Below are 3,898 nucleotides of genomic sequence, written 5' to 3'. Positions count from 1 at the left end.
ACGGGGGAGGATCGGCGGGGTGGTCGGCCGGGACGGCCGGTCCGCCGGTCCCGTGAGCGAAAGGCCCTGCCGTGGAACTGTTCGACGATCCGTTGCCTCCCGTCCCTGGCCCGGCCGGTGGCTCCCGGGTAAGCGGGGAGCACGCATGACGGGGGACCGGCGGGGCGAAGGGCGCTACGGCGAGGCGGTGTTCCGGCCGGAGCAGGCGGGGGAGGGCGAGCGGATCGACTTCGGCGCCCTCGCCTACGACGAGGTCACCATGGCCCGACTGCACGCCCTCGGGGTCGGCCCCGGGTGGCGCTGCCTCGACATCGGCGCCGGTACCGGAACGGTCTCCCGCCGGCTGCTGGACGAGGCCGGAGTGGCGGAAGTGCTGGCCGTGGACCGCGATGTGCGCTTCCTCGCCGAGCGGGCCGTGCCCGGGCTGGAGGTGCGGGAGGCCGACATCACCGCCCCGGACTTCGCCCCCGGCCGGTTCCGGCTGGTCCACGCGCGCTTCGTGCTGATGCACCTGCCCGACCGCGAGCGGCTGGTCCGGGCGCTGGCCCGACTCGTCGAGCCGGGCGGGGTGCTGGTGCTCAGCGACGCGGTCGACCTGACCGGCGACCGGGTGCCCCGCACCCCGTACAGCACGGCGATGCGGGCGATGTGGCAGGGGCTGCGCGCCACCATCGGCACCGATGTCTCCCGCGTGCCGTCGTACCCGCAACTGCTGCGCGCGGCGGGGCTCGAACGCGTCGGCGCCGAGATCCACGTACCGCCGCTGCTGCCGGGCAGCCCGATCAGCCGGTTCTGGGCGGACACCTGGGAGCGGAGCCGGGCCGCGATGCTCGCCACCGGTCTGGTCGACGACGCGGCGGTGGACGAGGCGGTTCGCTACCTGGACTCCGAGGACTGCGCCGCCCTGGCGGCCGGCATGCTCACCGCCTGGGGGCACCGGCCCTCGGCCCGCCCGGCCTGACCGGGGCCTGTTCCCCGGCCTGACCGGGGCGCGTTCCCCGGACCGGCCGGGGCGCGTTCCCCGGGCCGGCCGGGCCGAATTCTTCGGCCCGGCCGGTGGTTCATCGCACTCCGAGGGGTCAGGCCACTTCCTCGGGTGTCCGCCCGCCGACGAGCGCGGCGAGTTCGCCGAACGTCCGGTGGGTGACGATCTCGATCGCGTCGATCTCGATCCGCAGCTGGTCCTGGATCTCGGCCGCGAGATAGACGGCCACGACGGACGTACCGCCGGACTCGAAGAAGTCCGTGTCCTCGGTGACGTCCTCGCATCCGAGGAGCTCGGTCCACAGTGCCGCCAGGCGGCTGTTCACATCTGCCACGTCACACGTCTCCTGACTGCCGGTAGGCATGCTGGGGAGAAGTCCCGCCGGAGGTGGCGGGACATTCCATGGGGAACACCAGGTGGGACGAATCCGCCGAGGAAGCGCGGGGATTCACGCCGGGGAACCGGCCGGACCCGCGACCGCGAACACCGGCTTCAGCGCCCGGTCGCAGGCCCAGGCGGAGGCCAGGTCCTCGGCCACGATGCAGTACATGACTCCGTTGTTGCCGTCGAAGGCGTTGGTCAGCACGATCCCGGTGCGGGTGCCCGGGTCGTAGCGGAGACCGGCGCTCTCCACGGCGGCGAGGGCGGCCGCGAACGAGGTGGTCGCCCAGCCCTCCGGCCACACCCGTTCGAGGATGATCCGGTCCTTGCCGAAGCCCTCGCCCACCACGATCCCGCCGATCCGGCCGTAGATGTGGGTGGAGCCGGTGACCCGGCCGTTGTACTCAGTGAAGAGCACCTCGCGGTCCGGGGTCACGATCGCGTCCGGGCCCAGGACGCCCCGGTAGCCGATCGCGTGCAGCGCCTCGGCCAGCCGGCGGCCGCCGGTGACGATCCGGTCGAGCACCTCCGGTTCCAGGCCCTGGGACGGCATGATCTGCCCGACCGCGTAGGGGGCGGAGAGCAGTTCGCCGTCCCCGGTCAGCTCCACGCCCTCCTCGGTCAGGAGGAACTCGGAGAAGAACGCGGAGCTGTCGCGCACGTAGCGCTCCGCGACCGGCCGCCCCCGGCCGCCGGCGGTCAGCCACTCCCACCGCTCCCGCAGGTAGGACCGCACGTCCTCGCGGCCGGCCACGGTGATCACCCGGCGGGCGCCGATCGGGCGGAAGCTCTCGCCCGTCGTCAGGATCTCGTTGCCGCGCCCGCCGGAGAGGAAGTCGTGCTTGACCATCACCGGGCCGCCGCCGAGCAGGTCCATGATCGCCTCCTCGGCGACCTGGGGGCTGACCAGGACGGCGCCCTCCGGCATCGGCACTCCCGCGCCGCCCGCGACGGTCCGGAAGGCCGACTTGCTGTTGACCATCACACCGCCCGCCTGGTCCACGAAGCCGTGGCCCGGCATCGCGTCCCGCAGGCCGAGGGCGGCGGCCAGGCGGGCCACCGCCGCGTCCGGCCACAGGGCGGACAGATGGGTCACCTCCCGCTCGCCGACGGCCAGTTCGAGCGCCTCGACGAACTCCGGGTCGGCCAGGCGGGCGGGGGAGAGGGTGCCCTCGCTGCCGGCGTGGGCCGGCGGCACGACGACCGTCAGGCTCTCCCGCCGCACGCCGGTCAACGAGGTCACGTAGTCGAGGAACTCCTCCTCGGGGCGCACTGGCAGGACGAGGACGTCGCCGTCCTCGGCGAACCAGGCGATCCGCTGCACCCACCAGCCGGTCCAGCCCCGGTCGGTGCGCACGTCCTCGCTGAAGTCGTTGCCGATGAGGACGCGGGTGGAGTGCCCGGTCCGGGCGGCCGTCCGCGCGGGCCGCGCGCTGGGCAGGATCAGCATCGGTTCTCCCGTTCGATCAGGTGGGCCATGGTGGCGACGGTGGGGGCGGCGAGGATCTCCAGGAGGTCCAGTTCGACGCCGAGTTCGGCCTGGAGTTCGGCGAGCAGGGTCAGCAGCTGGATCGAATCCCCGCCGCTGGCGATGAAGTTGCTGTGCAGGCGCGCCGACGGGATGCCGAGGACCCGGCACCAGACGTCGGCCACCGCCCGCTCGGTCGGGGTGTTCGGGGCGTCGCCGGTGTCGGCCGGGGCCTCCTCCGGCGCGGGCAGCGCGGAGCGGTCGCGGAGCGGTCGAGCTTGCCGGTCGGGCCGAGCGGCAGCCGCTCCAGGGCGACCACCCGCCAGGGCACGGCGTGCTCGGGCAGGGTGCGGGCCAGGTAGCGTCCCAACTCCTCGGCGTCCGGCGGGAAGGCCGTCGCCGGGGTCACGTAGGCGACCAGCCGGGTCGTCGGCCGCCGGGTGTCGACGGTCAGCACGGCCTCCGCGACCGTGGGGTGGCCGCGGAGCACCGCCTCGATCTCCCCGGGCTCGATCCGGTGGCCGCGGATCTTGATCTGCCGGTCCCGGCGGCCCAGGAACACCAGCGCCCCGTCGGCGCGGCGCCGCACCAGGTCGCCGGTGCGGTAGAACCGCGTGCCGTCCGGCGCGGTGCCGAACACCCCGGCGGTGACCTCGGGCTGGTCCCAGTAGCCGGCGGCCACCCGCTCGCCGCGGACCTCCAGCTCGCCGCGGAGTTCGGTGGGGTGCCCGTCCGCGTCGACGAGCCGGATCCGCACCCCTTCGACCGGACCGCCCACCGGGAGGGCGCCGCCGCCGAGGTCGGCCCGGCCGGCGAGGTGCTGGGCGACCAGGGTGCACTCGGTCGGGCCGAGGCCGTTGACCAGGGCGCTGCCGTCGGGGAAGGCCCTGAGGAAGCGGCGCAGGTCGTGCTGGCCGGCCTCCTCGCCGCCGAGCACCACGACCCGGACGGTCCCGAGCGTGGCCTCGTGGCGCGCCGCGTCCTCGGCGAGGTCGCCGGTCAGGTGCCGGAAGACGGTCGGGGTGCAGTGCAGCACGGTGGCCCCGGCGGCGGCGAGCCGCTCG

Annotated in this window: 5 protein-coding genes; 1 reads left to right on the top strand and 4 read right to left on the bottom strand. The window is 74.6% G+C overall.

Annotation, left to right across the window (positions count from 1 at the left end; all coding sequences use genetic code 11):
• The first annotated feature begins 145 nt into the window (after positions 1-145).
• Positions 146-961, top strand: coding sequence for a class I SAM-dependent methyltransferase (locus VR45_RS17975; RefSeq protein ID WP_045940798.1), 816 nt, complete (start codon positions 146-148; stop codon positions 959-961).
• Between the two features lie 118 nt (positions 962-1,079).
• Here the strand turns inward: VR45_RS17975 and VR45_RS17970 are convergent, their stop codons facing one another.
• The 4 genes from VR45_RS17970 to VR45_RS17960 all read right to left on the bottom strand — a co-directional run.
• The gene (locus tag VR45_RS17970; protein WP_159394247.1) at positions 1,080-1,319 is read right to left on the bottom strand and encodes a phosphopantetheine-binding protein; all 240 of its coding nucleotides are present in this window, start codon (positions 1,317-1,319) and stop codon (positions 1,080-1,082) included.
• A gap of 114 nt (positions 1,320-1,433) precedes the next feature.
• Positions 1,434-2,816, bottom strand: coding sequence for a peptide ligase PGM1-related protein (locus tag VR45_RS17965; protein ID WP_045940796.1), 1,383 nt, complete (start codon positions 2,814-2,816; stop codon positions 1,434-1,436).
• Positions 2,810-3,019 carry an acyl carrier protein gene (locus VR45_RS46985; protein ID WP_052709178.1) on the bottom strand — a complete coding sequence of 70 codons (210 nt, stop codon included), beginning with the start codon at positions 3,017-3,019 and terminating at the stop codon, positions 2,810-2,812. The genes VR45_RS17965 and VR45_RS46985 overlap by 7 nt, the downstream gene beginning before the upstream one ends.
• Positions 2,926-3,898, bottom strand: a 973-nt coding sequence (locus VR45_RS17960; RefSeq protein ID WP_159394246.1) for an AMP-binding protein, incomplete at its 5' end; no start/stop codon positions are given. The genes VR45_RS17960 and VR45_RS46985, both read right to left, overlap by 94 nt.

It is taken from the genome of Streptomyces sp. NRRL S-495 (assembly GCF_000966955.1).
GTDB lineage: Bacteria > Actinomycetota > Actinomycetes > Streptomycetales > Streptomycetaceae > Kitasatospora > Kitasatospora purpeofusca.
This window is presented reverse-complemented; position numbering and strand designations above follow the sequence as displayed.